Genomic DNA, 18,849 nt, shown 5'->3' with positions numbered 1-18,849 from the left:
CCAATGGGTGGATGATGCTACTGAAAAAGTAGCATCCGGCATCTCGCGCAGGCGTACTTTCGGTTTGCTGGCGGGCGCCCTGGCGGCGCCTTCGCTGGCCCTGGCGCGCGTCAGGCCGCTGCGCATCGGCATCATCGGTTCATGGTCGGGCCCCTATGCGGGCGGCGGGCGGCAGTTCGATGCCGGCATGTCCGTCTGGCTGGCCGACCACAACCAGCACGTCGCGGGCCGGCCGGTCGAGCTCCTGCGGCGCGACGTGCCCGGCAGCGCACCCGACCAGGCGCGCCGCCACGCGCTCGACCTCGTCGAAAGCGAGCGCGTCGACCTGCTCGCGGGCCTGGATTTCAGCTCCAACGCCTACGCCGTCGGCAACGTCGCCGCACAGGCCAAGCTGCCGCTGGTGGTGATGAACGCGGCGTCGTCGGGCATCACCGCGCGCTGCCCGTATGCGGTGCGGGTGTCCTTCACCATCGGGCAGGTCACGATGCCGTTGGCCAGATGGGCGCTGCAGCAGGGGCTGCGCGACGTCTGCACGGTGGTGGCCGACTACGCCTCGGGCGTCGATGCCGAAAGCGCCTTCGTCTCGGGCTTCACCGCAGGCGGCGGCCGGATCGGCGCGATGCTGAGGGTGCCGCTGGCCACGCTGGACTACTCGGCCTACATGCTGCGACTGCGCGAACTCAAGCCGCAGGCGGTGTTCTTCTTCCTGCCCTCGGGGCAGATGCCGGCCACTTTTCTCAAGTTCTGGCGCGACAGGGGCATGGCCGACACCGGCATCCGCCTGCTGGCCACCGGCGACGCCACCGACGACCACTACCTGGAAGGCATCGGCGAACTGGCCGATGGCCTCGTCACCAGCCACCACTATTCGTTCGCCCACGATTCGCCGGCCAACCGCAAGTTCACGGGCATCTTCGAGACGGAATACGGCAGCCACCTGCGGCCGGGCTACTTCGCGGTCGCGGCCCATGACGCGCTCGCGGCCATCGACGCGGCCATGACGGCTGCGTCCTCCGGGCGCGGCAACCCCAGCGGGGAACGGCTGGTGGATGCCTTCCGCGGTGTGAAGCTGGAGAGCCCGCGAGGCCCGATCGAGATCGACGCCCACACCCGCGACATCGTGCAGACCGTGTACATCCGCCGCGTCGAGCGGCGCGACGGGCGCTGGGTCAACCGCGAGTTCGAGCGCTTCGAGCGGGTGCGCGACCCGGGCGTCTGAGAGGGTACTGTCTTCGCTGGAAACACCGCGGAACCGGCTTTGCCGGGCCGCAGGTGTTGCCCCCGGCAAGGGGGTTGGCGAAGCGACACGAAGTGCGCGAAGCCTGGGGGATTACCTTTCAATTGGGCGCGGCCGGCCGTTGTCGTCGATGGCCACGTAGGTGAAGGTGGCCTGCGTCACCTTGATGTACTCGCCCTGCGCCCGGAAGCGCTCCGCGAACACTTCGACGGTCACCGTGACCGAGGTGCGCCCGATGCGCACCAGCTTCGAATAGAACGACAGGATGTCGCCCAGGCGCACCGGCTGCTTGAAGATGAACTCGTTGACCGCCACCGTGGCCTGCCGGCCCTTGGCGTAGCGCGCGGGGATGACGGAGCCGGCCAGGTCGCACTGCGCCATGACCCAGCCGCCGAAGATGTCGCCGTTGGCGTTGCAGTCGGCCGGCATCGGAATGACCTTGAGCACCAGCTCCATGTCGGTGGGCAGGCTCTTGAGGGTTGCGGCGGCCGTGGCKGCGGCACTGGAAGTGTCTGACATGGGCACAATCTGGAACAAACAAGCAACCACGATTGTCCCCCATGCGCCGCAGCGGCGAAGCCCTTCCTTCCTCCCATACCGCCGGCGGCCACCCGCCGGCGCGCAGCGACCGTTCCGACTGGGCGACGCTGCGCCGCCTGTTTCCCTACCTCTGGCAGTACAAGTGGCGGGTGGCCGCGGCGCTGGCCTTCATGGTGGGCGCCAAGGTGGCCAACGTGGGCGTGCCGGTGCTGTTGAAGAACCTGGTCGACACGATGACGCCCAAGCCCGACATGGCGCAGGCGCTGCTCATCGTGCCCATCGGGCTGCTGCTGGCCTACGGGCTGCTGCGCTTCTCGACCTCGCTCTTCGGGGAACTGCGCGAGCTGATCTTCGCCAAGGCCACCGAGGGCACGGCCCGGCAGATCGCGCTGGAGGTGTTCCGCCACCTGCATTCGCTGAGCCTGCGCTTCCACCTGGAGCGCCAGACCGGCGGCATGACGCGCGACATCGAGCGCGGCACGCGCGGCGTGCATTCACTCATATCGATGTCGCTCTACAGCATCGTGCCCACCATCATCGAGCTGGTGCTGGTGCTCACCATCCTGGGCGTGAAGTTCGATTCGCTCTTCGTCTGGATCACGGCGGCGGCGCTGGTGCTGTACATCGTCTTCACCGTCACGGTGACCGAGTGGCGCACGCAGTTCCGCAAGACCATGAACGAGCTCGATTCGGTGGCGCAGAGCCGCGCGGTCGATTCGCTGCTGAACTACGAAACCGTCAAGTACTTCAACAACGAAGAGTTCGAGGCCGGCCGCTACGACGCCAGCCTCGACCGCTACCGCAAGGCCGCCATCAAGAGCCAGCGCACGCTGAGCATGCTCAACACCGGCCAGCAGGCGCTCATCGCCATCAGCCTGGTGCTGATGCTGTGGCGCGCCACCTCGGGCGTGGTCGATGGACGCATGACGCTGGGCGACCTGGTGATGGTCAACGCCTTCATGATCCAGCTCTACATTCCGCTCAATTTCCTGGGCGTGATCTACCGCGAGATCAAGCAGAGCCTGACCGACCTCGACAAGATGTTCGTGCTGATGGAAAAGGAGCGCGAGGTGCGCGATGCGCCCGGCTCGCAGCCGCTGGCCGGCGCCGACGCCACCGTGCGCTTCGAGGACGTGAGCTTCGCCTACGAGCCCGCGAGGCCCATCCTCAAGCACGTGAGTTTCGAGATCCCGGCCGGCAAGACGGTGGCCGTGGTCGGCCCCTCGGGCTCGGGCAAGTCGACGCTCGCGCGGCTGCTCTACCGCTTCTACGACGTGCAGCAGGGCCGCATCACCATCGGCGGCGAGGACATCCGCGAAGTGACGCAATCGAGCGTGCGCCACGCCATCGGCATCGTTCCGCAGGACACGGTGCTCTTCAACGACACGGTCGAATACAACATCGCCTATGGCCGCCCCGGCGCCACGCGCGAAGAGGTGGAGGCTGCCGCGCGTGCGGCGCGCATCCATGACTTCATCGTGGCCACGCCCAAGGGCTACGACACGACCGTGGGCGAGCGCGGCCTGAAGCTCTCGGGCGGGGAGAAGCAGCGCGTGGCCATCGCGCGCACGCTGCTGAAGAACCCGCCCATCGTGATCTTCGACGAGGCCACCTCGGCGCTGGACTCGGCCAACGAGCGCGCCATCCAGTCGGAGCTCAAGAGCGCCGCGCAGGACAAGACCACGCTGGTCATCGCGCACCGGCTGTCGACGGTGGTGGACGCGCACGAGATCCTGGTGCTGGAGTCGGGCGTGATCGTCGAGCGCGGCACGCACGCCCAGCTGCTCGCGAAGCAGGGCCGCTACGCCCAGATGTGGGCTTTGCAGAAGAGCGAAGCAACTCCATTGATGTAGCGCGATCATCCATTCCCTTTTATCGATCTCAGGAGTTCAGACGTGTCGACCAAGATTCCCCTGCTGGTGCTCAACAGCCTCTCGAGCGCTCACCAGGCCCAGATTGCCGAGGTCTACGACATGACCTACGCCTTCGACCCCGCCCTGCGCGCGGCCGCCATCGCCGAGCACGGCAAGAAGTTCCGCGCGGTGCTGACCATCGGCGTGATCGGCATCACGCCCGAGGAGATCGATGCCATGCCGGCGCTGGAGCTGATCTGCTGCATGGGCGCGGGCTACGAAGGCGTGCCGCTCGAAGCGACGCGCGCTCGCGGCATCGCGACGGCCAACGGCGCGGGCACCAACGACGACTGCGTGGCCGACCATGCCTTCGGCCTGCTGATCGGCATCGTGCGCGAATTCCGCAAGCTCGACCGGCTGTGCCGCGAAGGCGTGTGGCGCGAGGCCATTCCGCAGCCGCCGAACGTGTCGGGCAAGAAGCTGGGCATTCTGGGAATGGGCACCATCGGCCAGAAGATCGCGAAGCGCGCCGCAGCCTTCGACATGGAGGTCGGCTATCACAACCGCAAGCCGAAGGAAGGCGTGACGCAGCGCTACTTCGACGACCTGAAGTCGCTGGCCTCGTGGGCCGACTTCCTCGTGCTGGCCGCGCCGGGCGGTCCGGCCACGAAGCACCTGGTCAATGCCGAAGTGCTCGACGCGCTGGGGCCGCAGGGCTACCTGGTGAGCATCGGGCGCGGCAGCGTGGTCGATACCGAGGCTCTGGCGGCCGCGCTGCGAGAGAACCGCATCGCCGGCGCCGGGCTTGACGTGTACGAGAGCGAGCCGAAGCGGCCCGAGCAACTGATCGGCCTCGACAACGTACTGCTGACGCCGCACATGGCCGGCTGGTCGCCCGAGGCGACGCAGAAGTCGGTGGACCATTTCCTCGCGAATGCCGAAGGGCACTTCGCGGGGCGGGGCGTGGTGACGCCGATCTGATGTCTTTGCTCCTTCCCCCTCTGGGGGAAGGTCGGGATGGGGGCAGGCAGAGCGCTCGATGGATGCGCCGCATGCCCCCACCCCAGCCCTCCCCCAGAGGGGGAGGGAGAAAGACAACAAGGCCTGGGATTGCATTGCTCCTTCCCCCTCTGGGGGAAGGTCGGGATGGGGGCAGGCAGAGCGCTCGATGGATGCGCCGCCTGCCCCCACCCCAGCCCTCCCCCAGCGGGGGAGGGAGTCAGGCCAATACAGGGGGGCGGCGAGATGACCAGCCGCATGCCTGGTCGTAGGCATGCCCCAGCCGCAGCACGTCGAGATCCGAATGGATCGGCCCCGCGAGCTGCAGCCCCATCGGCAGGCCGCCTTCCACGAAGCCCGCACGCACGTTCAGCGTCGGCAGCCCCGCCAGCGTGAAGGGCGTGACGATCTCCATCCAGCGGTGGTAGGTGTCGCTCTTCACGTCGCCCACCCCGGCCGGCCAGTGCAGTTCGGCATCGAAGGGAAAGATCTGCGCGGTCGGCGCCAGCACGAAGTCGAAGCGCTCGAAGAGCCCGAGGAAGGCGCGGTACACGTTCGAGCGGTACACCGAAGCCTGGTACAGCGAGGCAGCGTCGAGATGGCGGCTCTGCTCGATCTCCCATTGCGCCTCGGGCTTGAGCTGCGCGAACAGCTTCGGGTCGCTCAGGTAGGCGCCCAGCTTGCCGCCCACCAGCAGCTGCCGCAGGCGCAGCCAGGCGCTCCAGTTGTGCTCGCGCGGCACGTCGAGCGTGCAGGGCTCCACCTCGCAGCCGATGTCGCGGAAGGTGCCCAGCGCCTTCTCGCCGAGCTCGCGGATGCCGGGCTCCAGCGGCAGGTCGGGCCAGATGCTGCCGAGCCAGCCGATGCGCAGGCCCCTTACGTCGCCCTCCAGCCGCAGTTCGTCGGGCGAGGGCAGGGCGTGCGGCGACGACAGCGGCACGCGGCCGTCGAAGCCCGCCTGCACGGCCAGCAGCCGTGCCGTGTCTTCCACCGTGCGCGCCATCGGGCCTTCGCAGCCCAGCTGCTGGAAGAAGAGCTCCTCGTCGGGGTTGCCCGGCACGCGTCCGCGCGAGGGGCGCATGCCGATCACGTTGTTGAAGGCGGCCGGGTTGCGCAGCGAGCCCATCATGTCGCTGCCGTCCGCCACGGGCAGCATGCCCAGGGCCAGTGCCACCGCGGCGCCGCCGCTGCTGCCGCCCGCGCTGCGGTCGGGCGCATAGGCGTTGCGGGTGATGCCGAACACCGTGTTGTAGGTGTGCGAGCCGAGGCCGAACTCGGGCGTATTGGTCTTGCCGATGACGATGACGATGGCGCCGGCCGCCCTGGCGCGGGCCACGTGCAGGCTGTCGCTGCGGGCCGGCGAGCGCGGCGACAGCGGGGAGCCCATGGAAGTCGGCAGCCCGGCGGCGTGGCTCAGGTCCTTCACCGCCAGCGGAAAGCCGTGCATCCAGCCGCGCCGTTCGCCGCGTGCCAGCTCTGCGTCGCGCTCGTCGGCCTCGGCCAGTACCTGCGCCGGATCGCGCGGCGACACGATGGCGTTGAAGCGCGGATTCAGCGCCTCGATGCGCGCCAGCGAGGCCTGCATCAGCTCGCGGCAGGACACGTCGCGCGCGGCGATGCGGCGGGAGAGTTCGGTGGCGCTGAGGTCGAGCAGGTCGGCTGAAGACATGGCGAATGAGGGAAAAGGAGGGGGAGCCCAGTATGGCGCGGCGCTCGCATAATCGCCGCGTATGGAAACAAAGTGGCTCGAAGACTTCATCAGCCTGGCGGAAACGCGCAGCTTCAGCCGCTCGGCCCAATTGAGGCACGTGACGCAGCCGGCTTTTTCCCGCCGCATCCAGGCCCTCGAAGGCTGGGCCGGCACCGACCTGGTGGACCGCAGCTCGTACCCGACCCGGCTCACGCCCGCCGGCCAGACGCTCTACAGCCAGGCCATCGAGATGCTCCAGTCGCTGCAGAGCACCCGCGCCATGCTGCGCGGCCACTCGGCCGCAGGGCAGGACGTGATCGAGATCGCGGTGCCGCACACACTGGCATTCACCTTCTTTCCCTCGTGGGTGACCAGCCTGCGGGAGCACTTCGGCCCCATCAAGAGCCGGCTGATCGCGCTCAACGTGCATGACGCGGTGCTGCGGCTCGTCGAAGGCAGCTGCGACCTGCTGATCGCCTACCACCACCCGTCGCAGCCGCTGCAGCTCGACGCCAACAAGTACGAGATGGTCAGCCTCGGCCAGGAAACCGTGGCCCCCTGGGTCAAGGCCGATGCCGAGGGCGCTCCGCGCTACCGCCTGCCGGGCCGGCCCGGCCAGCCGCTGCCCTACCTCGGCTACGCGCCCGGCGCTTACCTGGGCCGCGTGGTCGACCAGCTGCTCAAGGAATCGGGCACGGCCATCCACCTCGATCGCGTGTACGAGACCGACATGGCCGAGGGCCTGAAGGTGATGGCGCTCGAAGGCCACGGCATCGCCTTCCTGCCGCAGAGCGCTGTGCGCAAGGAGATCAAGGCGCGCAAGCTGGTGAGCGCGCTGCCGCCCGAGATCGACAGCCTGGAGGCGACCATGGAGATCCGCGCGTACCGCGAACGCCCGGGTGTCCCGGCGCCTGTCAAGGCCGGCGCCGGCCGTGCCGCGCTCAAGGCCGCCGACACACCGCAACCCAAGCGCACCGCCGATGCGCTGTGGTCCTACCTGGTCGGCACCCAGCCGCAGCGCTGATGCCCCCGGGAAGGCTGGAATTTGTGCGCTGCACAATCTATGAATGCCGCGCATGGGGCTTCCCGCAAAAGGCATTGGCGCCCCGAATCCGGCGCAACTACAGTCGCGGCAGTTTTCAGCTGCTGCGCAGCACCACCCACGGCACGCGCCCTGCGCGTGCTTTTTTTTAAGCCGAGGAACCCCGCATGAGCTCCAATTTCAGGACGGAACACGACTTCCTCGGCGAAAAGCAGATCCCCGCCATCGCCTACTGGGGCGTGCACACGGCGCGCGCGGTCGAGAACTTCCCGATCTCCGGCACCCGCATCTCGGCCATGCCCGACCTGGTGCGCGCGCTGGCCTACGTGAAGAAGGCCGCCACCCGCGCCAACGCCGACCTCGGCGCCATCGACCGTGATCGCGCCGCGGCCATCATCCTGGCCTGCGACGACATCGTCGAGGGCAAGTTGCTCGACGAGTTCGTGGTCGACGTCATCCAGGGCGGCGCCGGCACCTCGACCAACATGAATGCCAACGAGGTCATCTGCAACCTCGCGCTGGAAAAGCTGGGCCACGAGAAGGCGCGCTACGACGTGCTCCACCCCAACGACCACGTCAACGCCTCGCAGAGCACCAACGACGTGTACCCCACCGCGGTGCGCCTGGCGCTGTGGTTCGCCATCGGGCGGTTGCTCGAGTCGATGGCTTCGCTGCGCGGCGCCTTCGAAGCCAAGGCGCTCGAGTTCAAGGACATCCTCAAGATCGGCCGCACCCAGCTGCAGGACGCCGTGCCCATGACGCTGGGCCAGGAGTTCCTGACCTACGCGATCATGATCGGGGAAGACGAGGCCCGCCTGGGCGAGGCGCGCTCGCTCATCGAGGAAATCAACCTCGGCGCCACCGCCATCGGCACCGGCATCAACGCGCCGCACGGCTATGCCAACCTCGCCTGCCAGTACCTCGCAGAGCAGACCGGCGTGCCGCTGAAGCAGGCCGCCAACCTCATCGAGGCCACGCAGGACACGGGTGCCTTCGTGCAGCTGTCGGGCGTGCTCAAGCGCGTGGCGACCAAGCTCAGCAAGACCTGCAACGACCTGCGCCTGCTGTCCAGCGGCCCGCAGGCCGGCTTCGGCGAAATCCGGCTGCCGGCTCGGCAGGCGGGCTCGTCGATCATGCCGGGCAAGGTCAACCCGGTGATCCCGGAAGTCATGAACCAGGTGGCCTTCGAGGTCATCGGCAACGACATCACCGTCACGCTGGCGTCCGAAGCGGGCCAGCTGCAGCTCAACGCCTTCGAGCCGATCATGGGCTGGAGCCTCTTCAAGAGCATCCAGCACCTGAGCCGCGCCTGCACCACGCTGCAGCACAACTGCGTGGAGGGAATCGAGGCGAACCGCGAATTCCTGGCGAAGCGGGTGCGCGAGTCGGTCACGCTGGTCACCGCGCTCAACCCGCTCATCGGCTACGAGAAGGCCGCGCTCATCGCGAAGACCGCGCTGGCCACCGGCGGGCCGATCGACCTGGTGGCCGAATCGCTGGGCATCATGACCCGCGCCGAGATGGACGCTCTGCTGGTGCCTGAGAATCTGACGCAGCCTGTAAGATTGTCCACACCCGTTCCGCCCGCAGCCGTGCCGACGGGCACGGAGGCTGCTAATCCCCCCCTATCGGCGTCATGACGGGTCTCATGCACCAGACGGGCGCCCACCCTCGCGCGGAACTGCACAGTTCAGTGTGCCGTGCACCGGGGTGGTTACCGATGCGCCCAACAACAGTGTGTGTCTAGAATTTCGCGGTGTTTCTTTCTGTCCAATTCCCAAGGAGTCTTCTGATGAAAAAGCAATTGCTCGCGCTGGCAGTGACGGCGTTCGTGGCGACCGGCGCGTTCGCGCAGGCCACCGATACCCTCGCCAAGATCAAGGAGCGCGGCGCGGTCAACCTGGGCGTTCGCGATTCTTCCGGCCTGGCCTTCACGCTGGGCGGCGGCAAGTACGTCGGCTTCCACACCGAAATGGCCGAGAACATCATCAAGGACCTGAGCAAGGACCTCGGCAAGCCGCTGACCGTCAACTACCAGGTGATCACCTCGCAGAACCGCGTGCCGCTGGTCCAGAACGGCACCATCGACTTCGAGTGCGGCTCCACCACCAACAACACGGCCCGCCAGAAGGATGTCGACTTCGCCTACACCACCTACGTGGAAGAAGTGCGCATCCTCACCAAGGCCAATTCCGGCATCAACGGCATCGCCGACCTGAAGGGCAAGACCGTTGCCACCACCACCGGCACCACCTCGGTCCAGACGCTGCGCAAGAACAAGCGCGCCGAAGGCCTCGACTTCAAGGAAGTCATGGGCAAGGACCACGCCGACAGCTTCCTGCTGCTCGAGTCGGGCCGCGCCGATGCCTTCGTGATGGACGGCTCCATCCTGGCCGCCAATGCCGCCAAGTCCAAGAACCCCAAGGACTTCAAGATCGTCGGCGAAGTGCTGTCGGTCGAACCCATCGCCTGCATGCTGCCCAAGGGCGACGCCAAGCTGAAGAAGGCCATCGACGACAGCATCGTGCGCCAGATCAAGGACGGTTCGCTGGCCAAGCTCTACGACAAGTGGTTCACGCAGCCGATCCCGCCGAACAACGTCAACCTGAACATGCCGGCTTCGGAAGGCACCAAGGCCGCGTGGGCCAACCCGAACGACAAGCCGATGGAAGCCTACGCCCCCAAGTAAAGCGGCGTCAGACCTGAAAAGCCAAGCCCGCGCGGCCCCCTGCCGACGCGGGCTTTTCGATGCAATGGGCGCGGGCCCTGACCCGCGAAGGAGGATGGATGCTGAACCTGGACATGTCGGTCTTTTGCCAGGACACGCTCACCAATGAAGTGGTCGCAAGCTGCTTCGCGCGCGGATCGGACCAGACCTATCTGCAATGGATGTTGAATGCCTGGGGCTGGACCGTGGGCGTGGCGCTCACGGCACTGCTCGTGGCGCTGGTCGTGGGCTCGATCATCGGCACCCTGCGCACGCTGCCCAACAGCCCCTGGCTGGTCCGGCTCGGCAACGCGTGGGTGGAACTGTTCCGCAACGTCCCCCTGCTGGTGCAGGTGTTCATCTGGTACTTCGTGCTGCCCAAGATGATTCCGCCGATGCGCGATCTGCCGCCTTTCGTGCTGGTGGTCTGCGCGCTGGGCTTCTTCACCTCGGCTCGGGTCGCCGAGCAGCTGCGCTCGGGCATCCAGGCGCTGCCGCGCGGCCAGCGCTACGCGGGCATGGCCGTGGGCTTCACGACGCCGCAGTACTACCGCTTCGTGCTGCTGCCCATGGCGTACCGGATCATCATGCCGCCGCTGACCAGCGAGTCGATGAACATCTTCAAGAACTCGTCCGTGGCCTTCGCGGTGTCGATCCCCGAGCTCACGCAGTTCTACCTGCAGGCCGGTGAGGAGACCTCGGCACAGATCCCGATCTACATCGGCGTGATCGCGCTCTATGTCCTCAGCGCCATGCTGGTCAATCGCATCATGACTTTCATCGAGCGCAAGTTGCGCGTGCCGGGCTTCGTCGCCGCCGGCGGCACGGGAGGCCACTGACATGATGGGTCTCGACTTTTCCTTCTACAACTGGAACCTGATCAGCACCTACGTGCTGAAGGGCTTCTACTTCAGCGTCATCCTGACGGCCGTGGCCACGCTGGGCGGCATCTTCTTCGGCACCCTGCTGGCGCTCATGCGCCTGTCGGGCAAGAAGTGGCTGGACTTTCCCGCCGCGGCCTACGTCAACGGCATGCGCTCCGTGCCGCTGGTGATGGTGATCCTGGGCTTCTTCCTGCTGGTGCCCTTCGTGATCGGCCGCCCCATCGGGGCTGAAACCTCGGCCGTCATCACCTTCATCTGCTTCGAGGCCGCTTATTTCTCGGAGATCATGCGTGCAGGCATCCAGTCGATACCGCGCGGGCAGGTCTCGGCCGGCATGGCCGTGGGCATGACCTACAGCCAGAACATGAAGCTGGTCATCCTGCCCCAGGCCTTCCGGAACATGCTGCCGGTGCTGCTCACGCAGACCATCATCCTGTTCCAGGACACCTCGCTGGTCTACGCCATCGGCGCCTACGATCTGCTCAAGGGCTTCGAGACCGCGGGCAAGAACTTCGGGCGTCCGGAAGAGGCCTACCTGCTGGCCGCCGTCGTGTACTTCGTCATGTGCTACGCCCTTTCCTGGCTGGTGAAGCGCCTGCACAAGAAAATCGCGATCATCAGATGACCCCCAGTCTTCGCGCACTTCGTGTCGCTTCGCCAACCCCCTTCCAGGGGGCGACGCCGGTGGCCCGGCAAAGCCGGTTCCACGGCGTTTCCTCGACTGCACTCGGTGCGATGAACCTGCTCACAGGAGTTTGAAAATGTCCGAAAAAATGATCGAAATCAAGAACGTATCGAAGTGGTACGGCCCGGTGCAGGTGCTCAACGACTGCTCCGTCAGCATCTCCAAGGGTGACGTGGTGGTGGTGTGCGGCCCGTCGGGTTCCGGCAAGTCCACGCTCATCAAGACCGTGAACGCGCTCGAGCCCTTCCAGAAGGGCGAGATCACCGTCAACGGCATCCCGCTGCACGACCCCAAGACCAACCTGCCCAAGCTGCGCTCCAAGGTCGGCATGGTGTTCCAGCACTTCGAGCTGTTCCCGCACCTGTCGGTGACCGAGAACCTCACCATCGCCCAGATCAAGGTGCTCGGCCGCACGCCCGACGAGGCCAAGACCCGCGGCCTGAAGATGCTCGATCGCGTGGGCCTGATGGCGCACAAGGACAAGTTCCCGGGCCAGCTCTCCGGCGGCCAGCAGCAGCGCGTGGCCATCGCCCGTGCGCTGTCGATGGACCCCATCGTCATGCTGTTCGACGAACCCACTTCGGCGCTCGACCCCGAGATGGTCGGCGAAGTGCTCGACGTGATGGTGAACCTGGCCAAGGAAGGCATGACCATGATGGTGGTCACGCACGAGATGGGCTTCGCCCGCAAGGTCGCCAGCCGCGTGATCTTCATCGACGTGGGCGGCCGCATCCTGGAAGACTGCTCGAAGGACGAGTTCTTCGGCCATCCGGAAAACCGTCAGCCGCGCACCAAGGACTTCCTGGACAAGATCCTGCAGCATTGATCGTCTGCTGCAAGGCTAGGAAGCAAAAGGCCGCGCTGTCTTCTGGGCAGCGCGGCCTTTTTGCTTGGGGCTAGGCCATGTCGCGCGACTTCGGGTTTCCCCTGATCTCGGCGCCTGTCGATTTTCATCAGGCTCATCCGACGTGCTATCGAGGGTCGTCCTCGATTTTCTTCAGGAGCAATCAATCATGGCTACCAACACCGTCCGTCTGCACCGCGTCCTGCGCACCACGCCCGACAAGGTCTATCGCGCATTCGTCCAGCCCGGCGCGTTCGAGCGCTGGCTGCCGCCCTTCGGTTTCGTCGGCAAGGTCCACGCGATGGAGCCGGTGGTGGGCGGCGCGTGGCGCATGTCTTTCACCAACTTCGGCACTGGTAACGGCCATTCGTTCGGCGGCAAGTACCTCGAGCTCGTTCCCGGCAAGCGCATCGCCTACGACGCGGCCTTCGACGACGCGAACCTTCCGGGCACGATGAAGACCACCGTGACGCTGACCGAGGTGTCCTGCGGCACCGACGTCTTGATCGTGCAGGAAGGCATTCCCGAAATGATTCCGGCCGAGATGTGCTACCTGGGCTGGCAGGAGTCGCTGGTCTCGCTGGCCCAGTTGGTGGAGCCGAACATTCCGGGCTGACAGTATTTCTCTGGATCGAGCGAGCGCCGTCTCATTGCGGCATCTGGCTTTTCACAAGGTTGGCATACACGGGCAGCGCGACCACCGTGCTCAAGGCAAGCAGCAGCACTTCATGGGTCGCCAGCCCCAGCCAGAACCTGAACGGCTCCTGCCGTCTGAAAACCTTGTACCGGGCACCCAGGACCCCTGTTTTCATCACTGAATAGGGATACCAGAAGGGCAGCGCGAGCCAGCAGAGCAGCGCGAGAGAGTAGAGAGGGAGCGGCCAGAAACCCGATCCGATTGCCTTCGCGACGAGCGGCAGCGCGAGGCCACTCATCAGCATGCCTGCCGAGATCCAGTTGAAAAAGGCAGATCGATCCGTCGTGTTCGAGGTGGGCATCGCGCGATGGTAGCCAACGCATGTGTTGTTTTGCGCCGATGCGCCTCGCGCACACGGCTCAAGGTAACCGCGAAATCCTCTGCGTCAGCAGATCGAAGAACCCCTGCGCATCGCCCTCCGCGATCCAGTTCACGTTGGCCGGCTTCTTCAGCCCGCCATACCAGTCGACCACCGTTTGCCCGAAGCCCAGCCCTTCGCGGCTGTCGACTTCCACGTTCACCTTGCGGCCCCTGAAGAGCGACGGCTGCAGCAGGTAGGCGACGACGGTCGCGTCGTGCACCGGGCCGCCGGGCAGGCCGTAGTACTGCATGTCGTGCTGCACGTAGGCGTCGAGGATGTCGGCCACGGTCTTGCCGGCCTGGTTGCCCAGGCCGCGCAGCCTGGCGATGCGCTCGGGGCTGGTGAGTACGTTGTGCGTGAGGTCCAGCGGCAGCATGGTGATGGGCACGCCGCTCTTCAGCACGATCTCGGCCGCGTGCGGATCGGCGAACACGTTGAACTCGGCCGTGGGCGTGATGTTGCCGCCGTTGAAATGCGCGCCGCCCATGAGCACCAGTTCGCGCAGGCCGCGCGTGATGTCGGGCGCCTGCGTGAGCGCCAGCGCGAGGTTGGTCTCGGGGCCGAGCATCGCGAGGGTCACGCTCTTTTCGGGCGCGGCGCGCAGCGTGCGGATCAGGTAGTCGACCGCGTTGCCATCGGCCAGCGGCTGGCTGGGCTCGTGCACCTTCACGCCGGTGATGCCTTCGCTGCCGTGGATGTCGGCCGCGTAGATCGGTGTGCGCACCAGCGGGCGCGGCGCGCCGGCATAGATGGCGATGTCGGGCCGCTTCGCCCATTCCCGCGCCAGGCGTGCGTTGCGCGAGGTCTTGGCAAGCGGCACGTTGCCGGCCACGGTGGTCAGTGCCTGGATCTTCAGGTGCTCGGGCGAGGCCATGGCGAAGAGCAGCGCGATCACGTCGTCGGCACCCGGGTCGGTGTCGATGATGAGCGTGTGCGTGGAGGCTGGCGTGGCGTCGGCGGCGTGGGCCTTCGGGGCGATGAGGCTGGCGGTCAAGAGGGCAACAAGTCCGAGAAGAAGAACCGGGAAGACCATCGCGGCGAGACGCGATGGCGATGACGACGGTGTTGCCGCTGCGGCAGCCCTGGAATGCATGAAAGAACCTCCTTGCAGGCGCCGAGGAAGGGGCGCCTTTCAAGTCAGTCTGCCAGAGCAACACGCGCCGCGGACACCTGATCGCGAGGGCATTTTCGACTGCCGTGCGACCACTCGCAACGGTGCGTAGACCAAGGCTTTAGAGTCCGCACGCAACCGAAACGGAAAGTGCGCAAAGCACGCGAGGAAGTTTCATCCGCGGCGCCCCTGAGCCGCGCGCCGCGTGTTGCGAAAACGCCGCTTCTTCAGCCCTTGTTCGAATCAGGCAGCAGCCGCCGCGCGAAGAAGCCCAGTATCTCGTCGCGCGCCGCCAGCGTCGGCTGCCCCGCCTCGTCGATCAGGTGCGCCGTCACCACGCTGTGCGGGCTCGCCACCACCTGCGCGAAGAAGGGGGGCGTGTCGGTGCTGGCTGCGCTGTCGGGCAGCACGCGCGCCACGAAGCGCTCGCCCAGCGCCTGCGAGAAGGCCGCGAAGCGTTGTGCCCTGCAGTGCTTGTCGCCCTCAAAGCGGTAGGCCATCACGGTGAGGTCGTCGCGCTCCAGCCGCTCGCGCACAGAGGCCAGCTCCTCGGGCGCCATGTTCATCGCGTCCGGCTTGTCCATCGGCAGCGAAGGCTGGCACATCACCGGTGCGAGCATCGCGGGCTCCAGCATCATCGAAAGCGCGAAGTTGCCGGTGAAGCACATGCCGATGGCGCCCGTGCCGGGCCCGCCGCACTCGGCGTGCGCGAGCCGCGCCAGCGCGCGCAACCACTGCGTGACGGGGCTCGACTCGTTGGCCGCGAAGGCGCGGAACTCCGCGCTGACGCAGGCGCGCTTGAAGACGGCGATGCCTTCCTCTGCACCGGGCACCGCGCCATCACGCCCGAAGAGCGAGGGCATGTAGACCGTGAAGCCCGCGTCGCGCACCCAGCGGGCGAAGCGCGCCACATGCGGGCTGATGCCGGGCATCTCCGTCATCACGATCACGGCCGGGCCCTGGCCCATGACGTAGACCTTCTTCTCGATGCCGTCGAGCGTGATCTGGCGCGGGGTGAAGTCGTCGAGCGGGTCGTCTTCCGTCATGGAGCGTTGCTGGGTCATGGGGTCCTTTGCCGTTCAGGCTGTGCGAAAGCCGCGAAGCTTGTATTGGACGTTCGGCCTCGCCAGAATGGCAGTGTCCAATTCGACTCCTTTGAGGCCTTATCGGCCAATCACCCAGATGCATGACTTCACTGTGCTGGTGCTGCCCGGCGCCTTCAATTCCAGCGTCGCGGTCACGATGGACATCCTCGGCGCCGCAGAAGCAATGGCCGCGCGCGCGGGTGTCGCGCCGCCCCGCTGGCGGCTTTGCTCGGTGCACGGAGGCCCGGTGCAGTTGCGCGCCGGCATGAGCCTGGACACCACGCGCCTGCCCGTGCGCCCCCGCGACGATCGCTCCACCTGGGTGGTGCCGGGGCTCGGCCTCAACACGCCCGGCGAGATCCGCCGGTGCCTCGAAAGCGCAGACGCGGCCAAGGCCATCGCAGGCCTCGCGCGTCACGCCAAGGCAGGCGGGCAGGTCGCGGCCTCATGCTCGGCCGTGTTCCTGCTGAATGCCGCCGGCCTGCTTCAGGGGCGCCGCGCGACGGTTTCATGGTGGTACGCACCGCTGCTCGCGCGCATGGCGCCTGGCTGCACCGTCGATGCCGACCGCATGGTGTGCTCCGACGGCCCCGTCGTCACCGCAGGCGCAGCCTTCGCGCAGACCGATCTGATGCTGCACCTGCTGCGCGAGCGCTGCGGCAGCGCGCTCACCGATCTGGTCTCGCGCATGCTGCTGATCGACGGCCGCCAGGCGCAGGCGCCTTTCATCGCAGCGGAGGTGCTCGCCAGCGGCAACGACCTGGTCGCACGGCTCGCGGCGCGGGTCGAATCGGCCTTGCCCGAGGCGCCGGCGGTGAGCGAACTGGCGCGCGAGTTCTGCATGTCGGAGCGCACGCTCTCGCGGCACATCCACAAGGCCACCGGCAAGAGCACGCAGGCGCTGGTGCAGAGCGTGAGGCTGCGGCGCGCCCGCGCGCTGCTCGAATCCAGCCGCATGACGGTCGAGCAGGTGGCCGGCGCAGTGGGCTACCAGGACGCCACGGCATTGCGGCGCCTGATGAAGAAAGTGGCCGGAGCGAACCCTAGCCGCTACCGCTGCTGATACGGCCGGATCAGGGGAATGAGATGCCCAGCACCACACCCTTGCCCGGCACGCTTTCAGGCGAGCCCAATACGGTGGCGCCAGGCACGGTCATGCCTGGCGTGATCAGGCTTGCGTTGCTGAAGATGTAGGCGTTGTTGTCGATGCCGCCTACGTAGAGGCGGTCATTCTTCGCATCCACGGCGATGGAGAGGTTGGCCGTGGGCAGGGGAAGCCGCGCAACGGTGGCTGGCGAATTAGCAGTGCTGGCGCCATCGACGGTAATGACTTCGCGGCCGTCGCCTCCGAGGTAATACAGCCTGTCCCGTGTGGCATCGAGGGCAACGTCGAGCGCAAACCCATTGGTGCCGTTGAGGAGCAGGTGCTTCGGCGCGTTGTTGTAGGCCACCGAGCTCTCGTAGATGGGGTCGCCAGTCGATGACTTGCGCGCGGGTGTCAGCGTTGCAAGGTCGAAGACACCGCCGAAGCCATCCGATGCATAGATGAGCGAACGCACCGGATCGACTGCGAAGCGCATGAGCATCTGGGAGCGGATGTACCAGATCTGATAGGACGCCACGGGTTGTGATTCCGTGGGACTGATGGACTCGAGTGTGCGAATCTGACCGTAGGCGGCGCTGATGTTGCTGATCTTCAGCAGCGCACCCTGGCTGTAAGTTGGACCGCCAAGCCAGAGCACATCGCGCTCGGCGTCCAGCACCAGCGTGCTGTAGTTGCCGAGGCCGGTCGACAACAGTTCATATTGCGCCGCCGTGACGTCGCCGGAGGCTTGGCTTGCCTTAGGGACCATCAGGATGCGGGTGCCCATGGAGATGTAGAGCCGGTCGCGTTTCGCGTCGTATGCCATGTCACGGGGGGCATTCCCGGCGTTCTTGAATGCGTTGATCGTCCGCATCTCGACTGTCTCGCCAGGTGCAGGGTTGGGCTTGGCGAACGACACGATCGCGGATCTGTAGGGCAGCAGGGCGAACGTGGTGAAAGCGGGTGTGGCCGGAGCGGGCTGCGTCTGTGGCTGTTCGGGGGGGGTGGATGGTGCCGGCGCCGGCTGAGGTGATGGCGCGGTCGTCCCGCTCTCTGCCGAAGGTGGGGGCAGCAGCCCCAGGCCGCCTCCACCGCCACCTCCGCCCCCGCCGCCTCCACAGGAAATCAATAGCGTAGTCAGCGCCGCAGCAGCAGCGCGCCTCCATGTCCTCAGCATTGCTTTCTCCCTCGTTGCTTGCTTGTATGTTCGGTCGTTGCCGCCGATGGCTGCTGTGCAGCTCTGTGCGGCGGCGAGACGATACATGCGATGGCGCCGCGAGGCAATGCACGTTTTCGTTCGATTCGCCGAGCCCATAAAAAAGCCCCGCGCATGCGGGGCTTCAGACTGCTGACGAACCCCCCGTTTTCTGGAACGCGGGGTTTTTTCTTTCAGGTGAAGCTGATTTCGCGACGATGGGGCCACAGCCCAGCGACAGCGACCAAGTAGCGCTCCAAGAGCCTTTTCATGGCTGCGCAGCGCCTGGCGCGACATAAAAGCGCCCTCATGCGCGCCAGCAGCAGCGCGATCTTCTTGATGTTCTGCGCGGCCGCGGCCAGCAGGCACTGCTCGGCCACCTTGCGCATACCGCGCATGCGCGCGTAGCGGTGCCCGTGCAACTGCTTGGCGTCGGCGAAGCTGCGCTCCACCGTCTCCTTGCGCCGCGCGTACAGCCGCTGGCCCTCYGGCGTCAGGCGCCTGGCATCCACRCGCTCCTTGGCCCACTCCCACACGTGGCGCACCACCACCTTCTGCGCATTGGCGCTGTTCGTGCACTGCGTGCGCACCGCACAGTGCCGGCAGATCGCAGGATCGGACTTGTATTCGCGGTAGCCCACACGGTTGGTCGTGCTGTACGCCAGCGCCTGACCGGACGGGCAGACGTACTCGTCAAGGTAGCGGTCGTACACGTACTGGCGCTTGTAGAAGGTGCCTGGCTTGTGGTTCGGCGTGCGGTAGCCCATCACCCCGGCAATACCTCGCGCCTCCAGCCCCTGGCAGATCGCCGGCGTGAAGTAGCCCGCATCCAGGC

General features: G+C 66.5%; 18 protein-coding genes. 11 read left to right on the top strand and 7 right to left on the bottom strand.

Annotation, left to right across the window (positions count from 1 at the left end):
* Positions 1 to 64 precede the first annotated feature (64 nt).
* The gene (locus QMO14_RS23405) at positions 65 to 1,219 is read left to right on the top strand and encodes an ABC transporter substrate-binding protein (RefSeq protein WP_301510095.1); all 1,155 of its coding nucleotides are present in this window, start codon (positions 65 to 67) and stop codon (positions 1,217 to 1,219) included.
* 111 nt (positions 1,220 to 1,330) lie between these two features.
* Here QMO14_RS23405 and QMO14_RS23400 read toward each other — a convergent pair whose 3' ends face one another.
* The gene (locus QMO14_RS23400; protein ID WP_301510094.1) at positions 1,331 to 1,756 is read right to left on the bottom strand and encodes an acyl-CoA thioesterase; all 426 of its coding nucleotides are present in this window, start codon (positions 1,754 to 1,756) and stop codon (positions 1,331 to 1,333) included.
* Between the two features lie 41 nt (positions 1,757 to 1,797).
* On the opposite strand from QMO14_RS23400, the gene QMO14_RS23395 reads away from it, so the two are divergent.
* On the top strand, positions 1,798 to 3,630 hold the full coding sequence (locus tag QMO14_RS23395) for an ABC transporter ATP-binding protein/permease (RefSeq protein ID WP_301510093.1): 1,833 nt from the start codon (positions 1,798 to 1,800) through the stop codon (positions 3,628 to 3,630).
* A gap of 42 nt (positions 3,631 to 3,672) precedes the next feature.
* Positions 3,673 to 4,611, top strand: a complete 939-nt coding sequence (locus QMO14_RS23390; RefSeq protein WP_301510092.1) for a 2-hydroxyacid dehydrogenase — start codon at positions 3,673 to 3,675, stop codon at positions 4,609 to 4,611.
* A 238-nt stretch (positions 4,612 to 4,849) separates the two neighbouring features.
* Here QMO14_RS23390 and QMO14_RS23385 read toward each other — a convergent pair whose 3' ends face one another.
* On the bottom strand, positions 4,850 to 6,298 hold the full coding sequence (locus QMO14_RS23385) for an amidase (RefSeq protein ID WP_301510091.1): 1,449 nt from the start codon (positions 6,296 to 6,298) through the stop codon (positions 4,850 to 4,852).
* Between the two features lie 61 nt (positions 6,299 to 6,359).
* Here QMO14_RS23385 and QMO14_RS23380 point away from each other — a divergent pair, with 61 nt between their 5' ends.
* The 7 genes from QMO14_RS23380 (at position 6,360) to QMO14_RS23350 (ending at position 13,097) form a co-directional block, all read left to right on the top strand.
* A complete protein-coding gene (locus tag QMO14_RS23380; RefSeq protein ID WP_301510090.1) occupies positions 6,360 to 7,343 on the top strand; it encodes a LysR substrate-binding domain-containing protein in 984 nt (327 codons plus the stop codon).
* 185 nt (positions 7,344 to 7,528) lie between these two features.
* Entirely contained in the window at positions 7,529 to 9,001 is a 1,473-nt protein-coding gene (locus QMO14_RS23375; RefSeq protein WP_301510089.1) for an aspartate ammonia-lyase, read from the top strand.
* 152 nt (positions 9,002 to 9,153) lie between these two features.
* On the top strand, positions 9,154 to 10,050 hold the full coding sequence (locus tag QMO14_RS23370; RefSeq protein WP_301510088.1) for a transporter substrate-binding domain-containing protein: 897 nt from the start codon (positions 9,154 to 9,156) through the stop codon (positions 10,048 to 10,050).
* Between the two features lie 101 nt (positions 10,051 to 10,151).
* Positions 10,152 to 10,907: an amino acid ABC transporter permease gene (locus tag QMO14_RS23365; RefSeq protein ID WP_301510134.1), complete on the top strand. Its 756-nt coding sequence runs from the start codon at positions 10,152 to 10,154 to the stop codon at positions 10,905 to 10,907.
* A 1-nt stretch (position 10,908) separates the two neighbouring features.
* Positions 10,909 to 11,577: an amino acid ABC transporter permease gene (locus tag QMO14_RS23360; protein WP_301510087.1), complete on the top strand. Its 669-nt coding sequence runs from the start codon at positions 10,909 to 10,911 to the stop codon at positions 11,575 to 11,577.
* Between the two features lie 148 nt (positions 11,578 to 11,725).
* Positions 11,726 to 12,463, top strand: coding sequence for an amino acid ABC transporter ATP-binding protein (locus QMO14_RS23355; protein ID WP_301510133.1), 738 nt, complete (start codon positions 11,726 to 11,728; stop codon positions 12,461 to 12,463).
* 187 nt (positions 12,464 to 12,650) lie between these two features.
* The gene (locus QMO14_RS23350; RefSeq protein WP_301510086.1) at positions 12,651 to 13,097 is read left to right on the top strand and encodes an SRPBCC family protein; all 447 of its coding nucleotides are present in this window, start codon (positions 12,651 to 12,653) and stop codon (positions 13,095 to 13,097) included.
* A 31-nt stretch (positions 13,098 to 13,128) separates the two neighbouring features.
* Here QMO14_RS23350 and QMO14_RS23345 read toward each other — a convergent pair whose 3' ends face one another.
* The 3 genes from QMO14_RS23345 to QMO14_RS23335 form a co-directional block, all read right to left on the bottom strand.
* Entirely contained in the window at positions 13,129 to 13,479 is a 351-nt protein-coding gene (locus QMO14_RS23345; protein ID WP_301510085.1) for a hypothetical protein, read from the bottom strand.
* A gap of 58 nt (positions 13,480 to 13,537) precedes the next feature.
* Positions 13,538 to 14,572, bottom strand: a complete 1,035-nt coding sequence (locus QMO14_RS23340; protein ID WP_367618167.1) for a nucleoside hydrolase — start codon at positions 14,570 to 14,572, stop codon at positions 13,538 to 13,540.
* Positions 14,573 to 14,877: 305 nt separating this feature from the next.
* A complete protein-coding gene (locus tag QMO14_RS23335) occupies positions 14,878 to 15,714 on the bottom strand; it encodes a dienelactone hydrolase family protein (protein ID WP_301510083.1) in 837 nt (278 codons plus the stop codon).
* Positions 15,715 to 15,832: 118 nt separating this feature from the next.
* Between QMO14_RS23335 and QMO14_RS23330 the strand changes: the two genes are divergently transcribed.
* On the top strand, positions 15,833 to 16,798 hold the full coding sequence (locus QMO14_RS23330; RefSeq protein WP_301510082.1) for a GlxA family transcriptional regulator: 966 nt from the start codon (positions 15,833 to 15,835) through the stop codon (positions 16,796 to 16,798).
* 10 nt (positions 16,799 to 16,808) lie between these two features.
* Here QMO14_RS23330 and QMO14_RS23325 read toward each other — a convergent pair whose 3' ends face one another.
* Positions 16,809 to 17,693, bottom strand: coding sequence for a hypothetical protein (locus tag QMO14_RS23325; protein WP_301510080.1), 885 nt, complete (start codon positions 17,691 to 17,693; stop codon positions 16,809 to 16,811).
* Positions 17,694 to 18,208: 515 nt separating this feature from the next.
* A partial coding sequence (locus tag QMO14_RS23320; protein WP_301510078.1) for a transposase occupies positions 18,209 to 18,849 on the bottom strand: 641 nt, incomplete at its 5' end.

The organism is Variovorax sp. CAN15, from assembly GCF_030462475.1.
GTDB lineage: Bacteria > Pseudomonadota > Gammaproteobacteria > Burkholderiales > Burkholderiaceae_C > Variovorax.
This window is presented reverse-complemented; position numbering and strand designations above follow the sequence as displayed.

Bases quoted from the DNA above. Each gene is read 5' to 3' on its own strand.
- QMO14_RS23395 (WP_301510093.1), top strand. From the start codon at position 1,798: ATGCGCCGCAGCGGCGAAGCCCTTCCTTCCTCCCATACCGCCGGCGGC.
- QMO14_RS23385 (WP_301510091.1), bottom strand. From the start codon at position 6,298: ATGTCTTCAGCCGACCTGCTCGACCTCAGCGCCACCGAACTCTCCCGC.
- QMO14_RS23380 (WP_301510090.1), top strand. From the start codon at position 6,360: ATGGAAACAAAGTGGCTCGAAGACTTCATCAGCCTGGCGGAAACGCGC.
- QMO14_RS23375 (WP_301510089.1), top strand. From the start codon at position 7,529: ATGAGCTCCAATTTCAGGACGGAACACGACTTCCTCGGCGAAAAGCAG.
- QMO14_RS23370 (WP_301510088.1), top strand. From the start codon at position 9,154: ATGAAAAAGCAATTGCTCGCGCTGGCAGTGACGGCGTTCGTGGCGACC.
- QMO14_RS23360 (WP_301510087.1), top strand. From the start codon at position 10,909: ATGATGGGTCTCGACTTTTCCTTCTACAACTGGAACCTGATCAGCACC.
- QMO14_RS23355 (WP_301510133.1), top strand. From the start codon at position 11,726: ATGATCGAAATCAAGAACGTATCGAAGTGGTACGGCCCGGTGCAGGTG.
- QMO14_RS23350 (WP_301510086.1), top strand. From the start codon at position 12,651: ATGGCTACCAACACCGTCCGTCTGCACCGCGTCCTGCGCACCACGCCC.
- QMO14_RS23345 (WP_301510085.1), bottom strand. From the start codon at position 13,479: ATGCCCACCTCGAACACGACGGATCGATCTGCCTTTTTCAACTGGATC.
- QMO14_RS23340 (WP_367618167.1), bottom strand. From the start codon at position 14,572: ATGGTCTTCCCGGTTCTTCTTCTCGGACTTGTTGCCCTCTTGACCGCC.
- QMO14_RS23335 (WP_301510083.1), bottom strand. From the start codon at position 15,714: ATGACCCAGCAACGCTCCATGACGGAAGACGACCCGCTCGACGACTTC.
- QMO14_RS23330 (WP_301510082.1), top strand. From the start codon at position 15,833: ATGCATGACTTCACTGTGCTGGTGCTGCCCGGCGCCTTCAATTCCAGC.
- QMO14_RS23325 (WP_301510080.1), bottom strand. From the start codon at position 17,693: ATGCGGACGATCAACGCATTCAAGAACGCCGGGAATGCCCCCCGTGAC.